Below are 22125 nucleotides of genomic sequence, written 5' to 3'. Positions count from 1 at the left end.
TTTCGCCCCCGTGCAGGATCGCAAGGGACGTCTTCGTGCCGGGGGCGGTTCAGGCGGCGCGTGGCCGGGCGGCGAGGCGTCCATAGAAGCTGTCGCCGCTGGCAGCCATCTCGCGCAGCAGGGCAGGGGCGGCGAACCTGTCGCCGTGACGTGCTGAGAGGTGGTCACAGATCTCGACCGCTCGGGCCGCGCCCAGCATGTCGAGCCAGCCGAAGGGCCCGCCGGACCAGGGCGCGAAGCCCCAGCCGAGGATCGCCCCGACATCGCCTTCGCGGATGTCTTCCAGCACGCCCTGCTCCAGCGCCCGAACCGCCTCGAGGGTCTGGGCGAACATCAGCCGGTGCTGCACCTCGGAAAGTTCGGGCTGGTCGTCGGCCTGCGGATATTGGGCGTCGAGACCGTCCCACAATGCCTGCCGCTTGCCCGCCGCGTCATAGGTATAGAACCCGGCGTTCGTCTTGCGGCCTAGGCGGTTCTGATCGGCCATCCAGAAGATCACCGCGTCCACGGCGCCGTCGGGATAGGCCTCGCCCATCGCCGCGCGGGTTGCCCTGGCGATCTTGACGCCCAGATCGATCGAGGTTTCATCGACCAGTTGCAGCGGACCCAGCGGCATGCCCATCAGCTTGGCGGCATTCTCGATCAGGGTCGGGTTCACGCCTTCGCCGACCATGCGGATGCCTTCGTTGATATAGGGGATGATGCAGCGGTTGGCATAGAAGAACCGCGCATCATTCACGACGATCGGCGTCTTGCGGATCTGGCGCACGAAATCCAGCGCCTTGGCGACGGCGCGGGGGCCGGTCTGGCGGCCCTTGATGATCTCGACCAGCAGCATCTTGTCGACCGGGCTGAAGAAGTGGATGCCGATGAACTGTTCGGGCCGCGCGCTGGCCTTCGCCAGATCACCGATCGGCAGGGTCGAGGTGTTGGTCGCGAAAATGGCGTCGCCGGGGATCACCGCCTCGGCCTTCCGGGTGACCTCGGCCTTCACGGCCGGGTCCTCGAACACGGCTTCCACGATCAGGTCGCAGCCGGCCAGCGCGGCATAATCGGTGGTGGCGGTGATCCGGCCCAGCACCTCGGCCTTCTTCTCCTCGGTCGCCTTCTTGCGGCCGATCGCCTTGTCCAGCAGGCCCGCGGAATGGGCCTTGCCACGGTCGGCGGCGTCCTGTGCGGCGTCGATCAGGACGACGTCGATCCCGGCCATGGCGCTGACATGGGCAATGCCCGCGCCCATCATGCCCGCACCCAGGATGCCCACCTTCCGCACGGTCTGGTCCGCGACCTCGGGGCGGTTGGCGCCCTTCTCCAGCGCCTCCTTGTTGATGAACAGGCTGCGGATCATCGCGCTGCTGCTGGGGTTCATCAGGACATTGGTGAACCAGCGCGCCTCGATCTTCAGGGCCTGGTCAAAGGGCACCATGGCGCCCTCATAGACCGCCGACAGCAGCGCCCGGGCGGCGGGATAGACCCCCATGGTCTTGCCATGCACCATCGCCGAGGCGCCCACGAAGGTCATGAAGCCCGCCGGGTGGAACGGCTCTCCGCCCGGCATCTTGTAGCCCTTGGCGTCCCAGGGCTTGACGATGTCGGCATCCTTTGCAGCCAGCACCCAGTCGCGCGCGGCGGCCAGCGGGTCTTCGACCACCTCGTCGATCAGCCCGGCCGCCCTGGCCTTCCTCGGGTCGGACAGCTTGCCTTCCAGCAGGAAGGGCGCGGCCATCATCGCGCCCAGCTTGCGGGTCAGGCGGGTGGTGCCGCCCGCGCCCGGAAAGATGCCGACCATGATCTCGGGCAGGCCGATCTTGGCCTTCGGATTGTCGGCGGCAAAGATCCGGTGCGTGGCCAGAGGCAGTTCCAGCCCGATGCCAAGCGCGGTGCCGGGAAGCGCTGCGGCGATCGGCTTGCCGCCCTTCTTGGTCTTGGGGTCCATCCCGGCCAGTTCGATCTTGCGCAGCAGGTGGTGCAGCGTCATCACGCCGTCAAAGACCCCCTGCGCCCCGCCGCGGTCCTTCATTCCCGCGATGACGTTCAGATCCATCCCGCCGGCAAAGTCCTTCTTGCCCGAGGTGATGACAACGCCCTTCACGGCCTCGTCTGCCAGCGCGTCGTCGATCAGCCCGTCCAGCGCAGTCGCGCCATCCATCGACAGCACGTTCATCGACTTGCCCGGCACGTCCCAGGTGATCACCGCGACGCCGTCGGCGCCCTTGTCCATCGTGAAATCGGTCATGTCCGGGCTCCTCACACGCGTTCGATGATGGTGGCCGCGCCCATGCCGGACGCGATGCACAGGGTCGCAAGGCCCACCTGCCGGTCCTGCCGCTCAAGCTCGTCCAGCAGGGTGCCGATGATGATCGCGCCGGTCGCGCCGAGGGGGTGGCCCATGGCGATGGCGCCGCCGTTGACGTTGACGCGGGCCGGATCGACCTGGAACGCCTGCATGAAGCGCAGCACCACGCTGGCGAAGGCCTCGTTCACCTCGAACAGGTCGATGTCGCTGATCGCCATGCCGCTGTCGGCCAGGATCTTCTCGGTCACCGGCACCGGGCCGGTCAGCATGATGGTGGGGTCGGTGCCGATCTTGGCCGTCGCGCGGATGCGGGCGCGGGGCTTCAGGCCATGCGCCTTGCCGAACTCGGCATTGCCGATAAGCACGGCGGCCGCGCCGTCCACGATGCCGCTGCTGTTTCCGGCATGGTGGATATGCTCGATCCGGTCCAGATGCGGGTATTTCAGCATCGCCACCTTGTCGAAACCCGGCATCGCCTCGCCCATTTCCTTGAAGGCGGGCTTCAGCTTCGCAAGGTCGTCCGGCGTCGTGCCGGGGCGCATGTATTCGTCGCGGTCGAGGATGGTCAGGCCGTTCTGGTCCAGCACCGGCACGATCGAGCGGGCAAAGCGCCCCTCCTGCCACGCCTGCGCCGCACGCCGCTGGCTTTCCAGCGCCAGGTTGTCGGCATCCTCGCGGCTGAAGCCGTATTCGGTCGCGATGATGTCGGCGCTGATGCCCTGCGGCACGAAATAGGTCTTCATCGCCAGCGAGGGATCGACCGCGATGGCGGCGCCGTCGCTGCCCATGGCGACGCGGCCCATCATCTCGACCCCGCCGGCGATATAGGCCTGCCCGGCCCCGCCCCGGATCTGATTGGCGGCAAGGTTCACTGCCTCCATGCCCGACGCGCAGAAGCGGTTGATCGACAGGCCGGGGATGCGTTCGTCCAGATCGGATGCCAGCACGGCGGACCGGGCCAGGCAGCCGCCCTGTTCCTTGACCTGGGTGACATTGCCCCAGATCACGTCCTCGACCGCGTGGCCTTCCAGCCCGTTGCGCTCCTTGACGGCGTTCAGCAGGCGCGCCGACAGCGCCAGCGAGGTGACCTCGTGCAGGCTGCCATCGGGGCGACCCTTGCCGCGCGGCGTCCGGGCGGCGTCATAGATGAATGCGTCGGTCATGTGTCCTCCTTGGGCGCCCGGTCGGATGGGTTTCCGGGCATCAGGTCGTAGGGGTGCTGCCAGCCGGGCAGGGCGGCGATGGCGTCAAGCCAGCGGCCGACATGCGGCCAGTCGGCGCGATCGAAGCCGAAGGGCTCGGGATAATACAGGTATCCGCACAGCGCGAAATCGGCGATGCCGGGCCCACCGGGCGCCACCCAGTCGCGGGTGGCAAGATGCGCGTCCAGCACCTGATAGGCGCCCTTCAGGCGGCCCTGCAGATACGCGGCGGCACCGGCCGGGCGCTTGGCCTCGGGCAGGAAGTTCAACAGGAACCGTGCCGGTCCGGCCTGGCCGGACAGCTTGTGATTGTCGAACATCAGCCAGCGCAGCGTCTCGTTGCGGTCGCTGCCAAGGAACCTGCCGGTCCGTTCGGCGACATGCAGCTGGATCACGGCGGATTGCGTCAGGGTCAGCCCGTCCTCGCGGAACACCGGCACCTCGCCCATCGGGTTCAGCGCGCGGAATTCGGGGCTGCGGGCCTCGCCATTGAAGAAATCGACATAGACGGGCTGCCAGTCATAGCCGGCCAGTTGCATTGTCAGCGCCGCCTTGTAGGCGTTGCCGGATTCGCCAAAGCACCAGAGTTGCGCGGTCATCCTTCCTCCCCTGTGGTTGTGGCGCCTGCCGGCCCGCCCCCCGCCACCGCTGGTGGGCGGGGGCCGATCTCAGAACGCGTCGACGTGCAGCGCCATGACCGGGTCGGCGCCGGTCCTGATCCGGGCCAGATGGGTCACGGTCATCGGCAGTTGCCGCTGCATGTAATAGCGTCCGGTCAGCAGCTTGTTGCGATAGAAGGCCTCGTCCGGGTTTTCCTCGTCAAGCGCCAGCGTGGCGGCCACCGCCATGCGCGCCCACATGAAGCCCAGGGCGACATGGCCGAACAGATGCAGGAAGTCGGTCGATCCCGACAGCGCATCATCGGGCCGCGACATCCCACGCTCCATGAAGAACATCACGGCGGCCTGCAGATCCTTGGACGCCGATTTCAGCGGCACCACGAAATCGTTGGCCAGGCGCGGATTGTCGCCATGTTCCTTGCAGAACGCCTTGATCATCGCAAAGAAGGCCATCATGTCCTTGCCGCTGCCCTGCGGCAGCTTGCGCGCCACAAGGTCCAGCGCCTGGATGCCGTTGGCGCCCTCGTAGATCATCGCGATGCGGGCGTCGCGGACGAACTGGCTCATGCCATGTTCCTCGATATAGCCATGCCCGCCAAAGACCTGCTGGGCCTGCACGGTCGCGTCGAAGCCCTTGTCGGTCAGGAACCCCTTGGCCACCGGCGTCAGCAGCGAGATCAGCCCTTCGGCCTCGGCATCGCCGTTGTGGCTGCGGTCGATCAGATGCGCGCCCCACAGCGCCAGCGCGCGGGCCCCCTCGATGAAGGATTTCTGATCCATCAGGCTGCGGCGGATGTCGGGATGCACGATCAGCGGGTCTGCGGGGCCGGCCGGGTTGGCGATGCCGGTCACCGCGCGGCCCTGCAGCCGGTCCTTGGCATAGGCCACCGCGTTCTGATAGGCGGCCTCGGCGCAGGCATAGCCCTGCAGCGCCACGCCAAGCCGCGCCTCGTTCATCATCGTGAACATGGCCCGCATGCCCTTGTGCAGATCGCCCAGCAGCCAGCCGCGCGCGCCGTCGAAGTTCATCACGCAGGTGGCGTTGCCGTGGATGCCCATCTTCTCTTCAAGGCTGCCGACGCTGACCGCGTTGCGCTCGCCGACCGAGCGGTCCTCGTTCAGCAGGAACTTGGGCACGATGAACAGGCTGATGCCCTTGGTCCCCTCGCCTCCGCCCGGCGCCTTGGCCAGCACCAGGTGGATGACGTTCTGCGACAGGTCGTGGTCGCCCGCCGAGATGAAGATCTTCTGGCCGGTGATCAGGTAGCTGCCATCCTCCTGCGGCTCGGCGCGGGTGCGCAGCAGGCCCAGATCCGTGCCGCAATGCGGCTCGGTCAGGTTCATGGTGCCCGTCCATTCGCAGCTGACCATCCGGGGCAGCCAGGTCTGCTTCTGCGCGTCGGTGCCATGCGTGCGGATCGCCGAATAGGCGCCGTGGGTCAGGCCCTGATACATGGTGAAGGCCATGTTGGCGGCGGCGAACATCTCGCCCGTGGCCAGGCCGATGACATAAGGCAGGCCCTGTCCGCCGTAATCGGGGTCGCAATCCAGCGCGGTCCAGCCGCCCTCGCGCATGGCCTCGAAGGCCTGCTTGTAGCCTCCGGGCGTGTAGACCACGCCGTTTTCCAGACGGCAGCCCTCGGCATCGCCGGAGCTGTTCAGCGGGGCCAGCACATCGGAGGCCAGCTTGCCGGCTGCGTCCAGCACCGCCTCGGTGAAGCCGGGGTCCATCTCGTCATGTCCGGGCAGGCCGCTTTGCTGCACCTCCAGCACGTCGTGCAGGACGAATTGCAGGTCGCGGGTCGGTGCGGTGTAGATCGGCATCTCTCTATCCTGTTCGCAAATCGGCCGGCATCCCGGCCAGGCGGTGTTCTGCTTCTGCAATCTGGGCTTTCAGCTCGGCGATGGCCTCGGCCAGTTCGGCGTGCTGGCGTTCCATGTCGGCAAGGCGGTCGCGGCCGACCTTCAGCGTCGCCGCGATCTGCGTGCGGTTGGTGCCGCCGGGCTCGTAGCATTCCAGCAGCTGGCGGATCTGTTCCAGGCTGAAGCCGAACCGCTTGCCGCGCAGGATCAGCGTCAGCCGGGCGCGGTCGCGCCGGTCATAAAGGCGCCGCTGGCCACGCCTCTCGGGAAAGATGAGTTCGCGCGATTCGTAGAATCGCAACGTTCGCGGCGTGACCTCGAACAGGTCGCACATCTGTCTGATCGTCAGCACCTCGTCGGGCATGTCGCGCCGTTCCTCCCTGGGCCCCAAGCCATCCTGCGGCAGGATATAGGCCCAAGTTTACGCGAACGTAAGCGAGACGCAGCGTCACAACTCCGCGCCCGCGGCGCGACGTTTCAGCGCATGTTGCGGATCTCGTCCTCGCTGAGATCGCGCAGCGATTTCAGGTCGGCGCGGGCCGCCTGCAACTCGGCGATCTGGCCGTCCATGACCTCGAGCTGGCGGTCGGCAAGCGACAGCCAGGCCTCGTACTGCTTGCGGCTGCCGGTCTGTTCGTACATCAGCAGCCACTGGCGGATGTCTTCCAGCGAGAAGCCGAAGCGGCGGCCGCGCAGGATCAGGGTCATGCGGGCGATCTCGCGCGGGCCATAAAGGCGGCTGCGCCCGTCGCGCTGCGGGTTCAGCAACTCGATATACTCGTAATAGCGCAGTGTCCGCGGCGTGACCTCGAATCGCGCGCACATCTCCTTGAAGCTCAGCAGTGACTGTGACGGCATCCGCGTCCGCTCCTCAGACTTTGGTCTCGTAAGGAAACCTAGCCCTTCTGCGGTCACGGCTCAACCGCAAGTCGCCTGCCGCCGCGACAGGGGTTGAGCAGGGCGGGCCGCCGGCGCTAAGCCTGGGGCGTGCAAGCGCAGGAGATGCCGATGTCTGCCGGGCCAAGCGACGACAGCGACCGCGACGACCGCAAGCGGATCGCCCAGCAATTCATCGAGGCGATCCCCCATGCCCGCGCCCTCGGGATGCGGGTGGACGACCTGGGGCCGGGCCGGGCGGTTATCAGCATGCCCTGGTCCGATCATCTGGTCGGCGACCCGCGCACCGGGGTCATTCACGGCGGCGTGGTATCGGCGCTGATGGACACCTGCTGCGGGGCCGCGGTGATGATGCATCCGGCCAGCCCGCGATCCACTGCCACCATCGACCTGCGCATCGACTACATGCGCGCGGCGGCGCCCCGGCAGCGGATCACCGCGCGGGCCGAATGCTATCACATGACCCGCAGCGTGGCCTTCCTGCGGGCGGTCGCGCTGGACGAGGACGGCGAGAATCCGGTGGCCGCCGCGACCGGTGCCTTCACGGCGGAAAGGTAGGGACCGGATGGCCGATCGCAACGAACCGCTGGACCGCATCAAGTCGCGTCGCGATTCGGCGCTGAACGCGCTGGTCTCGGGCGTGCCCTACATGACCTGGCTGGGCATCCGCTTTGACCGGCGGGGGGACGAGCTGACCGCCGTGCTGCCCTTCGACGGCAAGCTGATCGGCAACCCGGTGCTGCCCGCGCTGCATGGCGGCGTGACGGCGGCCTTCCTGGAGGTGACGGCGATTGTCGAACTGTCCTGGGTCGCGATGTGGGAGGATCTGGAATCGGGCCGGATTGCGCCCGATGCCGCGGTGCCCGAAAGCCTGCCGCGCCTGCCCAAGACCATCGACTTCACGGTGGACTACCTGCGCAGCGGCCTGCCGCGCGATGCCTATGCGCGGGCGCGGGTGGTGCGGTCGGGTCGGCGCTATGCCTCGGTGCATGTCGAGGCCTGGCAGGACAACCGCTCGCGGCTGATCGCGCAGGCGACCGGGCATTTCCTGATGCCGCAGCCCTGACATGACGCCGGGCGAGGTGCCGCTGAGCCATCGGCGGGTGCTGGGCATCGCGTTGCCGATCGTGCTGGCGAATGCGACCGTGCCGTTGCTGGGACTGGTCGATACCGGTGTGGTGGGGCAGCTTGGCCAGCCTGCGCCGATCGGCGCGGTGGGCATCGGCGCGGTCATCCTGGCCTCGATCTACTGGGTCTTCGGCTTCCTTCGGATGGGCACATCGGGGCTGGTGGCGCAAAGCCACGGCGCCGGCGACCGGGCTGAGGTCGGCGCGCATCTGCTGCGCGCCCTGGCCATCGCCGGCGGCATTGGCGTGGTCTTCATCATCCTGCAGGCGCCGATCTTCCGGGCCGCGTTCCGGCTTGCGCCCGCCTCGGCCGAGGTCGAGGCGCTGGCCCGCGACTATCTGGTCATCCGCATCTGGGGCGCGCCCGCGACGATCGGGCTTTACGCCGTCACCGGCTGGCTGATCGCGGTCGAGCGGACGCGGGCGGTGCTGGCGCTGCAACTGTTGCAGAACGGGCTGAACGTGGCTCTGGACCTGTGGTTCGTGCTTGGCCTCGGCCTGGGTGTCGCGGGGGTCGCCTGGGCCACGCTGATCGCGGAATGGTCCGGCCTTGCGCTTGGGCTGTTCCTTGCGCGCCGGGTGTTGCGCGCCGCGATCACCGCGGCGCGAGCCCTTGCGACGCTGTTCGCCCGCGACCGGCTGCGGCGCCTGCTGCGCGTGAACGGCGACATCATGATCCGGTCCGTGCTGCTGCAGGCCTGCTTCACAAGCTTCCTGTTCCTCGGCGCGGCGCAGGGCGACACGGTGCTGGCGGCCAACCAGGTGCTGGTGCAATTCCTGTCGATCACCGCCTTCGCGCTGGACGGCTTTGCCTTCGCGGCCGAAAGCCTGGTGGGGCAGGCCGTCGGGGCGCGGCGCCCCGACAGGCTGCGCCGCGCCGCCATCCTGACCTCGCAATGGGGGATCGGCGGGGCGGTGCTGCTGGGGCTGGTGTTCTGGGTCGGGGGCGGGGCGATCATCGACCTTCTGACGACCGCGCCGGATGTGCGGGCCGAGGCCCGTCGCTACCTGCCCTGGCTGGGCGCGGCGCCATTGATCGGGATTGCCAGCTGGATGCTGGACGGCGTCTTTATCGGCGCCACGCTGACGCGCGAGATGCGTGTGGCGATGTTCCAGTCGGTCCTGCTGTATCTGGGCGCGGTCCTGCTGCTGCCGCCGTTGTTGGGCAATCACGGGCTGTGGGCGGCCTTGATGATCCTGAACGCGGCGCGCGGCGTGACCATGGCCCTGCGCTATCCCCGCGCCGAGGAGGCCGCGCGGCCGCCCGCCCCGTCCCCGCTGCCGGATACCGAGGGCAGGCGCGCATGAAAAAGGGGGCCTGCGCCCCCTTCATCCGCCACCAGTCGGGGCAAGCCCTATTTCTTTTCCTCGACGATCTGCCGTCGGGCCTCGACGGTCAGTTCGGCCATCTTGGCGCGGATCGTGGCGGCATCGGCCAGCCCCTCGAGATCCCCGGCCAGCTTGCGGAACACGTCCTCGTCGCCCGGCTCCTCGAAATCCGAGGTGACGACGGTCATCGCATAGGTCCGCGCATCCTCGCCGGATTTGCCCAGCAGACCGCCCGCCCATTCGCCCAGAAGCCGGTTGCGCCGCGCCTCGGCCCGGAATTGCAGATCGGCATCCAGCGCGAATTTCGCCTCGTAGGCGCGTTCGCGATCGTCAAAGGTGGTCATGCATGGCCTCCTGTTGCTGTTGCCTTCCGATATGCCCATTGCGGGCCTTTGCCGCAAGCCCGTATTGCCCCCCGGCCCGGTTCTGCGATAAGGCCCGAAGCAGTCAGATGCGAAAGGACGGCCGGCCATGGCTCCGCGGCGCAAGAAAGTTTACGAAGGCAAGGCGAAGATCCTCTACGAGGGCACCGAGCCGGGGACACTGGTCCAGTACTTCAAGGACGACGCGACCGCCTTCAACGCCCAGAAGCGCGCCACCATCGAGGGCAAGGGCGTGCTGAACAACCGGCTGTCCGAATTCTTCATGAACGGGCTGACGAATATCGGCGTGCCGAACCACTTCATCCGCCGCATCAACATGCGCGAGCAGCTGATCCGCCAGGTCGAGATCATCCCGCTGGAGGTGATCGTGCGGAACTTCGCGGCAGGCTCGCTGTCCAAGCGGCTTGGCCTGGAGGAAGGCACCCTGCTTCCGCGCCCGATCGTCGAATACAGCTTCAAGAACGACGAGCTGGGCGATCCGATGGTCAGCGAGGAATATGTGATCGCCTTCGGCTGGGCCAGCCAGCAGGATCTGGACGACATCGTGTCGCTGGCGCTGCGCGTGAACGACTTCCTGTCGGGCGTCTTCTACGGCGTCGGCATCAAGCTGATCGATTTCAAGATCGAGATCGGCAGGGTCTGGGACAATGACTTCATGCGGCTGATCGTCGCCGACGAGATCAGCCCCGACAGCTGCCGGCTGTGGGACGTCAAGACCGGGCAGAAGCTGGACAAGGACGTGTTCCGCCGCGATCTGGGCAACCTGACCGACGCCTATACCGAGGTCGCCCGCCGGCTGGGCCTGATGCCCGCAAACACCACCAGCCTGAAACCGACCGCGATCAACTGAAAGGACGCCGCGCCATGAAAGCCCGTGTCACCATCATGCTGAAGGACGGCGTTCTGGACCCGCAGGGCGAGGCGATCCGCCATGCGCTTGGCGGGCTGGGCCATCGCGGCGTCGCGGGCGTGCGGCAGGGCAAGCTGATCGAGCTTGATCTGGACGCCACCGACCCCGAGGCCGCGCGGGCCGAAGTCGCCCGCATGTGCGAGGGGCTGCTGGCCAACACCGTGATCGAGAAATATGCCATCGAGATCGCCTGACGCCACGGCAGCCGGGCCTGTCGGCCGCCGCCGCGCGCGAAGCTGTTGCAAATTCGTCATGAGTGTCGCCCAATGCGCCGATGATGGACGAGACCCGCGCCCCCCGGAACCCAAGCCCCGTGATCGAGATTCGCGGGCTGCACAAGGCCTATGGCACGCTTGAGGTGCTGAAGGGCGTCTCGCTGGCGGCGCCGCGCGGTCACGTCGTCAGCCTGATCGGCTCGTCCGGATCGGGAAAGTCGACCCTGCTGCGCTGCTGCAACCTTCTGGAAAACAGCCAGAAGGGCGACATCCTCTTCGACGGCGAGGCCGTGCGCTGGAAGGGGCAGGGACAGTCCCGCCACCCCGCCGACCGGGCGCAGGTGACGCGGTTCCGCACCAACCTGTCGATGGTGTTCCAGCAGTTCAACCTCTGGGCGCACATGACGATCCTCCAGAACGTGATCGAGGCGCCTGTCACCGTGCTGGGCGAGGATCGGGCCGAGGTCGAGGCGCGGGCCCGCGCCCTGCTGGACAAGGTCGGCATCGGCGACAAGGCCGATGCCTGGCCCGCGCAGTTGTCGGGCGGTCAGCAACAGCGTGCCGCAATCGCCCGCGCGCTGTGCATGCAGCCCCGCGCGCTGCTGTTCGACGAACCGACCAGCGCGTTGGACCCGGAATTGCAGCAGGAGGTGGTGCGCGTCATCAAGGACCTGGCCGGCGAACACCGCACCATGATCATCGTGACGCATGACATGCGGCTGGCGGCCGATGTCAGCGATCATGTCGTGTTCCTGCATCAGGGCCTGATCTGCGAGGAAGGCCCGCCCGACCGCCTCTTCGGCGCGCCGCAGACCGATCGGCTGCGCCAGTTCCTGAACGCCACGATGGCCAGTTGACCGAACAATCACGAAAAGACCAACAGGAGAGACGATTGATGAAGACACTGATGCTTGCCGGTGCCGCCGCGCTGGTTCTGACCGCCGGGACCGGCCTTGCCCAGACACTGCGCATGGGCACCGAGGGCGCCTATCCTCCGTACAATTTCGTCAACGACGCCGGCGAGGTGGACGGGTTCGAGCGTGAGCTGGGCGACGAGATCTGCGCGCGGGCAGAGCTGGACTGCACCTGGGTCAAGAACGACTGGGATTCGATCATCCCCAACCTCGTGTCGGGCAATTACGACACGATCATGGCGGGCATGAGCATCACCGAGGAGCGCAAGGCGGTCATCGGCTTCACCCAGAACTACATCCCGCCGGTGCCGTCGGCCTATGTCGGGCTGACCCCGGATGTCGATGTCGCGGGCGGCGTCGTCGCGGCGCAGACCGGCACGATCCAGGCGGGCCATGTCGCCGAGACCGGCGCGACGCTGCTGGAATTCGCAACCCCCGACGAGACCCTGGCCGCCGTCCGCAACGGCGAGGCCGACGCGGTTCTGGCCGACAAGGACTTCCTGGCGCCTTTCGTGGCGGAATCGGGCGGCGAGCTTGTCTGGGTCGGCGAGGATGTCGTGCTGGGCGAGGGGATCGGCGTCGGGCTGCGCCAGTCCGACACCGAACTGCGCGACAAGCTGGATGCTGTCATCACCGAGATGAAGGCCGATGGCAGCCTGAACACGATGATCCGCAAATGGTTCGGCGAGGATTCGCAGGTCTTCGAATGATCTGAAGCCCGGCCGCTTCGGCGCCTGCCGTGGCGGCCCCGATGGAATTGCGCGATGTTCGCCTCTTGCGCCGAACCCGCCTCGCTTCAGGGGCTTGAATGGCTGACGTGCTACCTGACCTCGGGCAAGCACATGCTGTTCTATGCCAGCTTCGGCACGGTGCTGCTGTTGCTGGCGGTCACCGCGCCGGTGGCGTTGCTGTTCGGCTTTGGCGGCGCGATGGCCTCGCGGTCGCAGATCGCGCCGCTGCGCTGGTTCGGGCGCATCTACACCTCGATGGTGCGCGGCGTGCCCGACATCATCTTCTTCCTCTTCGTGCCGATCGCGCTGGATCAGGTGATCGAATGGGCGCGCAGCCGCGTGTTGTGCGAAAGCCGGGTCCCGCCCTGGCAGGGCAACGAGTTCGTGGTCTGCCCGGCGGCCAAGATGCCGCTGTCGACCAGCCCGGAATGGATGCACGAAGCCTACGGGCTGACGCTGGCGGTGATCGCCTTTGCGGTCGTGTTCGGGGCTTTCGCGGCGAATGTCCTTTACGGCGCCATGCAGGCGGTGCCCCGCGCCCAGCTTGAAACCGCCGAGGCTTACGGCATGAGCCCGCGGCAGGTCACCCGGCGGGTGCTGATCCCGCAGATGTGGACCTATGCCATTCCGGGCCTCTCGAACCTGTGGATGATTCTCATCAAGGCCACGCCGCTGCTGTTCCTGCTGGGCGTCGAGGACATCGTCTACTGGGCGCGCGAACTGGGCGGCGCCAAGACCAGCGCCTTCGACTATCCGCATCCCGACTGGCGGCTCTACTACTTCCTCGCGATCCTCGTCTTCTACCTGATGATGACCTGGGGATCCGAGCGCATCCTGGGGCGGCTGACGCGCCGGCTGTCCTCGGGTCAGGCGACGATGGCCGGCGAGGCGCAGCGCAAGGCGGGGGCGGCATGAGCTGCGCGCAAACCATCCTCGATTACGGCCTGCGCGCCATCGGCATCGGCGAACGGCTGCTGCCGCGCAGCGATTTCGACCTGTGCCAGCAATTCGTGCTGATCGGCTCGGGACTGATCTGGAACATCTACTTCGCGGCGTTCGCGCTGCTGGTCGGCTTCTTCCTCGCGACCGGGCTGGCGCTTGCCAAGGCCGGCGGCAATCCCTGGCTGCGCAGGCCGGCCGAGGGCTTCGTGTTCCTGTTCCGGGGCAGCCCGCTGTTCATCCAGTTCTTCCTCGCCTACGAGACGCTGGTGCTGCTGCCGCGGGCGGGGATCGAGATCTTCGGCTTCACGATGGCGACCAGCTGGCTGACCAAGGCCTGGGCGGGGGCGCTGATCGTGCTGATCCTGAACACCACTGCCTATTCGGCGCAGATCTTCCACGGCGCGCTGATGTCGGTGCCCAAGGGCGACATCGAGGCCGCTGACGCCTATGGCCTCTCGGGCTGGAACAAGTTCCGCAGGGTGCTGTGGCCGACCATGCTGCGGCTGGCCTGGCCCGCCTATACCAACGAGGCGATCTTCCTGTTCCACGCGACCACGCTGGTGTTCTTTTCCGGCTTCCCGGCCTTCCAGCAGCGCGGCGACAGCCTGTACTACGCCAGCTACTTTGCCGACCGGACCTTTAACCCCTTCGTCGCCTATCCGATCGTGGCGGGATATTTCATCCTCTGCACCCTGCTGCTGATCGGGCTGTTCGGCATCGTCAACCGGCGCCTGAACCGCCATTTGCCCGGTGCGGCAGGGCGTCTGTCCTATCGCCCGCAACTGGTGAGGTAAGCATGGAATGGCTGCGCGAGCATCCCGAGGTCAAGACGATCCGCGTCGCCGCGGCCGACCTGAACGGCGTCGCCCGCGGCAAGCGCATCCCGGCCCGCTTTGCCCGCAAGCTGATGGAGGAGGGGACGAAATTTCCCTTCTCGGTGATGAATCTCGACATCTGGGGCGAGGATATCGAGGACAGCCCCCTGGTCTTCGAATCGGGCGATCCCGACGGGCTGCTGCTGCCGACCGAACGCGGCTTCCTGCCGATGCCCTGGCTGGACGCCCCGACCGCGCTGTTGCCGCTGTGGATGTTCCACCCCGACGGCCGCCCCTATGAGGGCGACCCACGCCAAGCCTTGGCGCGGGTGGTCGACCGATACAGGGCGGCGGGGCTGGTGCCGGTTGTCGCGACCGAGCTGGAATTCTTCCTGATCGACGATTCCGGGCGCACGCTGCGGGTGCCGCCCAGCCCGCGATCGGGCAAGCGCCGCACCGGCGGCGAGGTGCTGTCGCTGCGGGCGCTGGACGCCTTCGACCAGTTCTTCACCACCCTGTACGACGCCTGCGAGATGATGGACATTCCCGCCGACACCTCGATCTCCGAGGCCGGGCCGGGACAGTTCGAGATCAACCTGATGCATCAGGCCGATCCGCTGAAGGCCGCCGACGACACCTGGCTGTTCAAGATGCTGGTCAAGGGCGTGGCGCGCAGCTACGGCTTTGCCGCCAGCTTCATGGCCAAGCCCTACGAGGCCTGGCCGGGCAACGGCATGCACATGCATTTCTCGATCCTGACCGGGGATGGCCGCAACATCTTCGACGACGGCACCGAGGCCGGCAGCGACGCCTTGCGCCACGCGGTCGCGGGCTGCCTGCGCGCGATGCCGGGCTCGACCCTGCTGTTTGCCCCGCACGAGAACAGCTATGACCGGCTGGTGCCCAATGCCCATGCGCCGACCGGGATCGGCTGGGCGCATGAGAACCGCACCGCGGCGATCCGCATTCCCGCATCCTCGCCCGCCGCCCGCCGGATCGAGCATCGCGTGGCGGGCGGCGACGTGAACCCCTATCTGACGGTTGCGGCGATCCTCGGCGCGGCGCTGGATGGGATCGAGGATCGCCTGCCCGCGCCGGCGCCGTTCCGGGGCAATGCCTATGACCAGAACCTTCAGCAACTGCCCGGCGACTGGGGCGCGGCGATCGAGGCCTTCGCGACCTGCCCCGAGATCCGCCGCATCTTCCCGCTGCATCTGGTCGAGAACTACCTGATGACCAAGCGTCAGGAACTGCATTACATGTCCGAACTGTCCGACGAGGAAACGGTCGAGCTGTATCTGGACACGGTCTGACCCGGACCGCGCGCGGCCCCAGCGCACCGCGACGGCCGCCGCGCGCCGCCCACCCAGCGCAGGCCGCAGCACCGTCGCGGACATGAAACTTTCATGACACCGGAATAATCCGCCCGCTGGCCCGTTTTCCATGCATCAGCGCATGAAGGAGGCAGACATGCAGCGTTCCCGGGTTTCATCCGTGGTCACGGACCACCGCGCCGCGTCCCCGGCAGGCACCCTGCCGGCGCGGCTGATCCAGCCGGCCAGCCGGTCCGGCCTGCCGCCCCTGGTGGTCCTGCACGGCATCTCGCGCAACGCCGACGAACTTGTGGACCTGTTCCGCCCCGAGGCCGAGGCCAGCGGAAGGCCGGTCCTCGTGCCGCATTTCTCGGCCAGCCGCTGGCCGCATTTTCAGCGGCCCTGCCGTGCCGCGCGGCCCGATCAGGCATTGCTGGCCTTGATGGGCCATCTCGCGGGCTTCGATCCGGCCTTTGCGGGGCGGCTGGATGTGTTCGGCCATTCCGGCGGCGCGCAGCTGGCGCACCGTTTTGCGATGCTGTATCCGCAGCGGCTGCGCCGGCTGGGTCTGGCGGCGGCGGGGTGGTATTGCCTGCCCGATGCCGGCATGTCCCATCCCTGCGGGATCGGCGCGGATGCCGACCCCGACACGCTGGTCTGGGCGCGCCGCCACCGCGCGGTGCTGGCCGAATATCTTGGCCTGCGGGTCGAGGTCTATGTCGGCACCCTTGATGTCGGGCGCGACGAGACCCTGCGCCAGACCCCGCGGCTTGACCGCGAACAGGGGCCGAACCGCCTTGCGCGGGCCGAGACCTATGTGGCCCGCTTCCGTGCCGCCGCACGGGCGCAGGGCATCCGCCCCGACATCGCGCTGATCCGCCTGCCCGGTGTCGCGCATGACGTCGCACAGGCGATCCGCCAGGCCGGGCTGGCCCGGTGCGTGACGCATGAGACGCCCGCGCTGGCCAGCGCCTGCTGATCCGCCGCACCCCCCCGATTCAGAACGGAGCCGACCATGAGCATCGATCTCCCCGCCGCCCTTGCCGCGGCCAAATGGACATTCTCGACCCGCCGCGTCGATCGCGGGCTGGTTGCCGGCATGGATTGCGGCTTCGATGCCGCGCGGGCGGGCGACCTCATCCTCGCCCAGGTCGAAAGCCTCGGCCAGCACCAGCGCGTGCAGTTGACGACGGGGCGGCCCTCGAACATCTATCCCGGCGACATGGTGGTGCTGGCCTGCGGCGCGCGATATGCGCCCGACCAGTTCGAGGGGCTGGCCCGGATCGATCCGGCTGGCGCCGACCTTCTCGCCGGTGGCGGCTGCATCGGCCGGGTGGTGGCCCGGAACGAACGGATCAGGCCCGCAACGCGGCTGATCCCGGTCGGGCGGCTGCTGGACGGGTCGGGTCGGCCGCTGAACCTCGACCGCTTTGCCCTGCCGCATTCGGATCGCGGCGACGAGATCCCGGCGGTCTTCGTGCTGGGCACCGCGATGAACTCGGGCAAGACGCTCGCCACCGCCCAGCTTGCGCTGGGGCTGCGGCGCGCGGGCTACCGGGTCGCGGCGCTGAAGGGCACCGGCACCGGCGCCTTCGGGGACGTGAACGAATACAGCGACACCGGCGCGCATCTGGTCGCCGATTTCACCGATGCCGGGATGGTCACGACCTATCGCGAGCCGCTGGCCCGGGTGCGGATGGGGCTGCGCCGCCTGCTGGGCCATGCCGCCGCCGAGGGTTGCGAGATCGCGGTCGTCGAGATCGCCGACGGGCTGTTCCAGCGCGAGACCGGCCAGCTGATCGCGGATGCCTGGTTCCGCCGCCGGCAATCGGGCCTGGTCTTTGCCTGCGGGGATGCCGTCGCGGCCGCCGGCGGCGTGGCCGAGCTTGCCCGCCACGGCCTGCGGCCCGACGCGCTGACCGGCCTGCTCAGCTGTTCGCCGATGGCCGCCGCCGAGGCCGTGGCCGCGACCGGCATTGCGGTGCTGCGCAAATCCGACCTGTCGGACCCGGCCGAGGCCAACGGCTTTGCGCGGCGTGCCCTTGCCGGCACCCCTCGGGCCGCGTGATGGGAATGCCCCCGCTTCTCGACCGGGGACGGGGCGGCGGACTGGCCGCGGTGGCCGGGCTGACCCTGATCCAGGGCATCGCGGCCGGCGCGGCGGCTTTCGCGACGCGCGACATCTTCGAGGCGCTGCAGCGCGGTTCCGGGCCGCCGGCCGCCGGGCTGGTGTTGCTGGTCGGAGCGGGCGCGGTGATCGCCGCCAGCCGCATCGGCGCCCGCCTTCTGGGCGAGCGTCTGGGCCAGGACTATGCCCGCCAGATCCGCGGCGCGCTGTTCGAACATGCCGCGCGGATGCCCGCAGGCGCAGTGGCGCGGCGCCGCGCCGGCCATGTCTCGCTGCGCTTCGTGGGTGACATGACCGCCTTTCGCAACTGGCTCGGGCTGGGCCTGCCCCGCCTCGTGGCGGGCGCGGTGATGATCCCTGCCACGCTTCTGGTGATGTGGCTTCTGCAACCTGCGCTGGCTGCGGTGGTCGCGCCTGTGCTGGGGGCGACGATGCTGCTGGCGGGCCTGGGCGGCCTGCCGCTGGTGCGCTTGCAGCGGCGCCTGAGGACGCTGCGCGCGCGGATCGCCGCCGACATGGCCGAGCGCATGCCCATCGCCCCGCAGCTGGACCGGCTGGGCCGGCGCGGCACCGAGATGACGCTGCTCGAGCGCCGCAGCGATGCGATGATCGACGCGGCGCTGCGGCACCGCATCGTGGCCGAGACGCTGAAGGCACTGCCCGACCTGGCGGCCGGCATCGCCGCGGCACTGATCCTGCTGGCGGGTCACCGGCAGGGCATCGGCACCGCCAGCATCGCCGCCGCGCTGGCGCTTTTGGGCCTGACGCTGGCGCCGTTGCGCGATCTGGGCGGCGTGTGGAACCACCGCGCCGCCCACGCCGCCGCGGCGCGCAAGGCCCAGGCCGCGATGGCGCGGCGCGGCCGCGACCTCTATCGTGCCGGCAAGCCGCTGTGCAAGGTGCCGGCCGAGGTTGTGCTGGAGGATGTCGCCCTGCCGTCCGGGCGGTCGCTCTCGTGGTCGGTCCCGGCCGGGGCGCGGGGCTGGCTGCCGGTCGACGAGCTGGACGGCGAGGCCGTGGTCGAGATGTTGCTTGGCCTCGACAGCCCGGAGCGGGGGCGGATCCTGCTGTCAGGCACCGATCTGCGCGATCTCAGCCGGGGCGCCTTGCGACGCGGCGTGCTGCGCATCGGCGCCGCGCCGGAAATCCTGCACGGATCGCTGCGCCGCGCGCTGCTGATGGGCTGCAGGGACCGGCCCGATGACGCAGGGCTGTCGCGCCTCGCCTGCGACGAGGGGCTGGCCCCGCTGATCGCCCGGCTGGGCGGGCTGGACTGCACGGTGCGCGAGGCCGGGCGCAACCTGACGCGCGGCGAACGGATCGCGGTCGCACTGGTGCGGATGCGGCTGCTGCGGCCGCGGCTGATCCTTGTCGACGGCGATTGCGCGGCCGAGGCCTGGCCGCGGATCGAGCGTCACCTGACCGCCTGCCCGGCCACCGTCATCTGCGCCCGGCCGGAGGCCGAAAGCGCGCGTCTGGTCGCCGCCTGAGGCGGCGACCGGCGCTGGTGCCCGTGCCTTCACCTGTGCCCGTGCCTTCGCCCGTGTCTTCGCCTCTGCGGGCTCAGCCCAGCACTTCGGCGATGGCGTCCCGCGTGACCGACACGATCTGCTCGGCCTCGTCGCGGGTCAGGCACAGCGGCGGGGCAAAGCCCAGGATGTCGCCCTGCGGCATCGCCCGCGCGATCACGCCGCGCTTCAGCATCGCGGCCACGACCTTCGCGCCCTTGGCCTCGGCCGGATCGAAGAAACGGCGATCGTCGCGGTCGGCAACCAGTTCCACCGCGCACAGCATCCCCTCGCCGCGCACCTCGCCCACATTGCGATGGCCCCCGACCGCCTCGCGCATGGCCTGCCAGAAATGGTTCCCGTTCTCGCCCGCATTGCGCACCAGCCCCAGCTGGTCGATCAGCTTCAGGTTCGCGATCCCCGCCGCCGCGCCGATGGGATGGGCCGAATAGGTCCAGCCATGGCCCAACACGCCGTTCTCGTCGGTGCCGCGCACCAGAACCTCCCACATGCGCTGGCCGACGATGCTGGCCGACAAGGGCGCATAGGCCGAGGTCAGGCCCTTGGCGCAGGTGATCAGGTCGGGCTTCATGCCGTAATGATCGCTGCCGAACATGCTGCCCAGACGGCCGAAGCCGGTCACGACCTCATCCGCGATCAGCAGGATGTCATGCTTGTCCAGAACCTTCTGGATCGCCGCCCAGTAGCCCGGCGGGGGCGGCACGATGCCGCCGGTGCCCAGCACCGGTTCACCGATGAAGGCCGCGATGGTGTCGGCGCCCTCGGTCTCGATCAGGTCCTCCAGCCTGGCGACGCAATGGGCCACGAAATCGGCCTCGGACATGTTCAGGTCGGCGCGGCGATAGTAATAGGGTGCCTCGGTATGCAGCACCTGGGTCAGCGGCAGGTCGAATTTCCTGTGGAACAGATCCAGCCCGGTGAGGCTGCCGGTCATCAGGCCCGAGCCGTGATAGCCGCGCCAGCGCGAGATGATCTTCTTCTTCTCGGGGCGGCCGAGGATGTTGTTGTAATACCAGACCAGCTTGACGTTGGTCTCGTTCGCATCCGATCCGCCCAGACCGAAATAGACCCGCGCCATGCCCTGCGGCGCACGCTCCATCACCATCTTGGCCAGGGTGATGTTCGCCTCGGAGCCGTGGCCGGCATAGGAATGATAGAAGGCAAGCTCATGCGCCTGCCGGGCGATGGCCTCGGCGATCTCGGTCCGGCCATAGCCGACATTCACGCAGTAGAGGCCGGCAAAGCCGTCCAGCAGGCGGTTGCCGTCGCGGTCGGTGATATAGACCCCTTCACCGCCCGAGACGATCCGCTGCGCGCCCTCGCCGCGGGCGAACTGGCCCAGATGGGTCGAGGGGTGGAAGAAGTTCTCGCGGTCCCATTTCGCAAGTTCGTCATTGGTCAGCATGGTCGTTCCTTTCAACCCCAGTCGCGGCAGACATACTTGATTTCGGTAAAGGCCTCGAGGCCCTGGCGGGCGCCTTCGCGCCCGATGCCGGATTGCTTCATGCCCCCGAAGGGTATCGGCGCGCCGGTGACCTTGGTGCGGTTCACCGCCACCATGCCGTATTGCAACGCCCGCGTCAGCCGGTAGATCCGGCGCGGATCGAGGCTGTGGACATAGGCGACCAGACCGTATTCGCTGGCATTTGCGCGGGCGATCACCTCCTCCTCGTCGTCAAAGACCGACAGCGCGGCGACCGGGCCGAAGGTCTCTTCGGACATGATCGCGGCCTCGTCGGGCACATCGGCCAGCACCGTGGGCCTGAAGAACAGCGGCCCCAGATCCTCGTCGACGCTGCCGCCGGTCAGCAGCCGCGCGCCCTGGGCCAGCGCATCCGCGACATGCGCCTTTTGCTTGTCGATCTGGCGGTCATGGATCAGCGGCCCGATATCGGGGTCGTCCATGCCGGTGCCGATGGTCAGCCTTTCGACCGCCGCGGTGAATCGGGCGCAGAACTCGTCATAGATCGGGCGGTGGATGTAGAACCGGTTGGCGCCCAGGCAATCCTGCCCCGAGGTGGCGAATTTCGCCTTGACGGCTTCGGCCACCGCGCGGTCCAGATCGGCGCCCTTGAAGACGATGAAGGGGGCGTGCCCGCCCAGTTCCATCACCAGCCGCTTGACCGTGTCGGCGGACTGGCGATACAGCAGCCGCCCCACCTCGGTCGAGCCGGTGAAGGACAGCGCCCGGACGCGGGCATCGCGGGTCCATTCGCCGACGATGGTGGCGGCATCGCCGATGACGGTGTTCACCACGCCCCCGGGAAAGCCCGCGCGCCGCGCCAGTTCGGCCAGCGCCAGCGCCGACAGCGGCGTTTCGGCCGAGGGGTGGATGACCACGGTGCAGCCCGCGCCAAGCGCGGCGGCGGCCTTGCGGGTGATCATCGCGCAGGGAAAGTTCCACGGCGTGATCAGCGCGGCGACGCCCACGGGTTCGCGCCACAACTCCATCTCGGCATCGGCCAGATGGCTGGTCACGCCCTCGATGTTCGGGCGCAGGGCCTCCTCGGCATAGAACTGCACGAAGCTGGCGGCATAGTCGATCTCGCCGCGGGCCTCGCTGACGGGCTTGCCCTGTTCGGCGACCATGATCCGGGCCAGGTCCTCCTTCGCGGCAAGGATCAGGTCGTGCCAGCGATGCAGGGTCGCAGCGCGATGCTGGGGCAGGGTGGTCGACCATGCCGCAAAGGCCGCCTGCGCGGCATCGACGGCGGCGCAGGCGCCGGTCGCGTCGCTGATCGCCACCTGTGCGACCAGATCTCCGGTCGCCGGATCGCGCACCGCCAGCCGACCCTCGCCGGCGAAATCGCCATGGCCTGCCAGCAGGGCGGTATCGGTGATCCTGTCGGTCAGCCGGGAAGACAGATTGTCGAGCATCGCACACCTCCTTGTTGATCCAAGGATGCGACGG

22 protein-coding genes are annotated in these 22125 nt (G+C 68.3%); 13 read left to right on the top strand and 9 right to left on the bottom strand.

Annotation, left to right across the window (positions count from 1 at the left end; all coding sequences use genetic code 11):
* Window positions 1-49 precede the first annotated feature (49 nt).
* The 6 genes from Q5Y72_RS03370 to Q5Y72_RS03345 form a co-directional block, all read right to left on the bottom strand.
* Window positions 50-2236 (bottom strand): 3-hydroxyacyl-CoA dehydrogenase NAD-binding domain-containing protein, encoded by a 2187-nt coding sequence (locus tag Q5Y72_RS03370; RefSeq protein WP_305962003.1) that lies wholly within the window; start codon window positions 2234-2236, stop codon window positions 50-52.
* 11 nt (window positions 2237-2247) lie between these two features.
* Window positions 2248-3459 carry an acetyl-CoA C-acetyltransferase gene (locus Q5Y72_RS03365; RefSeq protein ID WP_305962002.1) on the bottom strand — a complete coding sequence of 404 codons (1212 nt, stop codon included), beginning with the start codon at window positions 3457-3459 and terminating at the stop codon, window positions 2248-2250.
* Entirely contained in the window at window positions 3456-4097 is a 642-nt protein-coding gene (locus Q5Y72_RS03360) for a glutathione S-transferase family protein (RefSeq protein WP_305962001.1), read from the bottom strand. The genes Q5Y72_RS03365 and Q5Y72_RS03360 overlap by 4 nt, the downstream gene beginning before the upstream one ends.
* Window positions 4098-4166: 69 nt before the next feature.
* Window positions 4167-5942: an acyl-CoA dehydrogenase C-terminal domain-containing protein gene (locus tag Q5Y72_RS03355; RefSeq protein ID WP_305962000.1), complete on the bottom strand. Its 1776-nt coding sequence runs from the start codon at window positions 5940-5942 to the stop codon at window positions 4167-4169.
* Window positions 5943-5946: 4 nt separating this feature from the next.
* The gene (locus tag Q5Y72_RS03350; protein ID WP_305961999.1) at window positions 5947-6345 is read right to left on the bottom strand and encodes a MerR family transcriptional regulator; all 399 of its coding nucleotides are present in this window, start codon (window positions 6343-6345) and stop codon (window positions 5947-5949) included.
* Between the two features lie 113 nt (window positions 6346-6458).
* Window positions 6459-6839, bottom strand: coding sequence for a MerR family transcriptional regulator (locus Q5Y72_RS03345; protein WP_305961998.1), 381 nt, complete (start codon window positions 6837-6839; stop codon window positions 6459-6461).
* Between the two features lie 144 nt (window positions 6840-6983).
* Between Q5Y72_RS03345 and Q5Y72_RS03340 the strand changes: the two genes are divergently transcribed.
* Genes Q5Y72_RS03340 through Q5Y72_RS03330 form a run of 3 tightly spaced genes read left to right on the top strand, consistent with a single transcriptional unit; the run spans window position 6984 to window position 9313 of the window.
* A complete protein-coding gene (locus Q5Y72_RS03340) occupies window positions 6984-7436 on the top strand; it encodes a PaaI family thioesterase (RefSeq protein WP_371930742.1) in 453 nt (150 codons plus the stop codon).
* Window positions 7437-7443: 7 nt separating this feature from the next.
* Window positions 7444-7944 carry a PaaI family thioesterase gene (locus Q5Y72_RS03335; protein WP_305961996.1) on the top strand — a complete coding sequence of 167 codons (501 nt, stop codon included), beginning with the start codon at window positions 7444-7446 and terminating at the stop codon, window positions 7942-7944.
* A 1-nt stretch (window position 7945) separates the two neighbouring features.
* On the top strand, window positions 7946-9313 hold the full coding sequence (locus Q5Y72_RS03330; RefSeq protein ID WP_305961995.1) for an MATE family efflux transporter: 1368 nt from the start codon (window positions 7946-7948) through the stop codon (window positions 9311-9313).
* Between the two features lie 47 nt (window positions 9314-9360).
* On the opposite strand, the gene Q5Y72_RS03325 is transcribed toward Q5Y72_RS03330, so the two are convergent.
* Window positions 9361-9678, bottom strand: coding sequence for a DUF1476 domain-containing protein (locus tag Q5Y72_RS03325; RefSeq protein WP_305961994.1), 318 nt, complete (start codon window positions 9676-9678; stop codon window positions 9361-9363).
* A gap of 127 nt (window positions 9679-9805) precedes the next feature.
* On the opposite strand from Q5Y72_RS03325, the gene purC reads away from it, so the two are divergent.
* From purC to Q5Y72_RS03275, 10 genes are all read left to right on the top strand, one after another.
* Complete coding sequence (gene purC / locus Q5Y72_RS03320) at window positions 9806-10567, top strand: phosphoribosylaminoimidazolesuccinocarboxamide synthase (protein ID WP_305961993.1); 762 nt, start codon at window positions 9806-9808, stop codon at window positions 10565-10567.
* A 14-nt stretch (window positions 10568-10581) separates the two neighbouring features.
* Window positions 10582-10821: a phosphoribosylformylglycinamidine synthase subunit PurS gene (gene purS, locus Q5Y72_RS03315; RefSeq protein ID WP_305961992.1), complete on the top strand. Its 240-nt coding sequence runs from the start codon at window positions 10582-10584 to the stop codon at window positions 10819-10821.
* Between the two features lie 80 nt (window positions 10822-10901).
* The gene (locus tag Q5Y72_RS03310; RefSeq protein ID WP_371930741.1) at window positions 10902-11699 is read left to right on the top strand and encodes an ABC transporter ATP-binding protein; all 798 of its coding nucleotides are present in this window, start codon (window positions 10902-10904) and stop codon (window positions 11697-11699) included.
* Window positions 11700-11737: 38 nt separating this feature from the next.
* Window positions 11738-12466 carry a transporter substrate-binding domain-containing protein gene (locus Q5Y72_RS03305; RefSeq protein ID WP_305961991.1) on the top strand — a complete coding sequence of 243 codons (729 nt, stop codon included), beginning with the start codon at window positions 11738-11740 and terminating at the stop codon, window positions 12464-12466.
* Between the two features lie 54 nt (window positions 12467-12520).
* Entirely contained in the window at window positions 12521-13402 is an 882-nt protein-coding gene (locus Q5Y72_RS03300; protein WP_305961990.1) for an ABC transporter permease, read from the top strand.
* Window positions 13399-14223: an ABC transporter permease gene (locus tag Q5Y72_RS03295; RefSeq protein WP_305961989.1), complete on the top strand. Its 825-nt coding sequence runs from the start codon at window positions 13399-13401 to the stop codon at window positions 14221-14223. The genes Q5Y72_RS03300 and Q5Y72_RS03295 overlap by 4 nt, the downstream gene beginning before the upstream one ends.
* A 2-nt stretch (window positions 14224-14225) precedes the next feature.
* Entirely contained in the window at window positions 14226-15557 is a 1332-nt protein-coding gene (locus tag Q5Y72_RS03290; RefSeq protein WP_305961988.1) for a glutamine synthetase family protein, read from the top strand.
* Window positions 15558-15714: 157 nt separating this feature from the next.
* Window positions 15715-16536 (top strand): alpha/beta fold hydrolase, encoded by an 822-nt coding sequence (locus Q5Y72_RS03285; protein ID WP_305961987.1) that lies wholly within the window; start codon window positions 15715-15717, stop codon window positions 16534-16536.
* Between the two features lie 36 nt (window positions 16537-16572).
* The gene (locus Q5Y72_RS03280; protein WP_305961986.1) at window positions 16573-17625 is read left to right on the top strand and encodes a P-loop NTPase family protein; all 1053 of its coding nucleotides are present in this window, start codon (window positions 16573-16575) and stop codon (window positions 17623-17625) included.
* Window positions 17626-17630: 5 nt separating this feature from the next.
* On the top strand, window positions 17631-19175 hold the full coding sequence (locus Q5Y72_RS03275) for an ABC transporter transmembrane domain-containing protein (protein ID WP_305961985.1): 1545 nt from the start codon (window positions 17631-17633) through the stop codon (window positions 19173-19175).
* 73 nt (window positions 19176-19248) lie between these two features.
* Here Q5Y72_RS03275 and Q5Y72_RS03270 read toward each other — a convergent pair whose 3' ends face one another.
* Together Q5Y72_RS03270 and Q5Y72_RS03265 are read right to left on the bottom strand one after the other, a co-directional pair.
* Window positions 19249-20619, bottom strand: a complete 1371-nt coding sequence (locus Q5Y72_RS03270; RefSeq protein ID WP_305961984.1) for an aspartate aminotransferase family protein — start codon at window positions 20617-20619, stop codon at window positions 19249-19251.
* An 11-nt stretch (window positions 20620-20630) separates the two neighbouring features.
* Window positions 20631-22091: an NAD-dependent succinate-semialdehyde dehydrogenase gene (locus Q5Y72_RS03265; protein ID WP_305961983.1), complete on the bottom strand. Its 1461-nt coding sequence runs from the start codon at window positions 22089-22091 to the stop codon at window positions 20631-20633.
* Window positions 22092-22125 lie beyond the last annotated feature (34 nt).

Origin of the sequence: Paracoccus spongiarum (assembly GCF_030732095.1) — a bacterium.
Taxonomy (GTDB): Bacteria; Pseudomonadota; Alphaproteobacteria; order Rhodobacterales; family Rhodobacteraceae; genus Paracoccus; species Paracoccus spongiarum.
This window is presented reverse-complemented; position numbering and strand designations above follow the sequence as displayed.